The organism is Opacimonas viscosa, from assembly GCF_024199005.1.
GTDB lineage: Bacteria > Pseudomonadota > Gammaproteobacteria > Enterobacterales > Alteromonadaceae > Opacimonas > Opacimonas viscosa.
The window spans coordinates 1-218 of record NZ_JANATA010000395.1; the positions used below are offsets into that span (position 1 = coordinate 1).

Annotated in this window: 1 protein-coding gene; it reads left to right on the plus strand. The window is 56.0% G+C overall.

Annotated elements, in window-relative coordinates; genetic code table 11:
• Window positions 1-218: hypothetical protein (locus tag NLF92_RS14040; RefSeq protein WP_254102890.1), on the plus strand; the 218-nt coding region annotated here is incomplete at both ends.

Sequence of the window (218 nt, forward strand, 5' to 3'; positions counted from 1 at the left end):
CAGCGGGTTATCATGGCCGCATGGCGCGCCAATACAGCGCTGGCGCAGAACAAGCCGAGCATGAGCGCCTAGCCATGGTGCTCACCTACCTAGCCGATAGCGAGCTAAAGATGAAAACAGGGCTTGAGGCGCTGTTGCACGATGGCTCGGATCATCGTGAAGTGTTAGAAATATGGTTTGACGATTCAAGCGACTTCCCCCAGCCCCCTGAGCTTGAT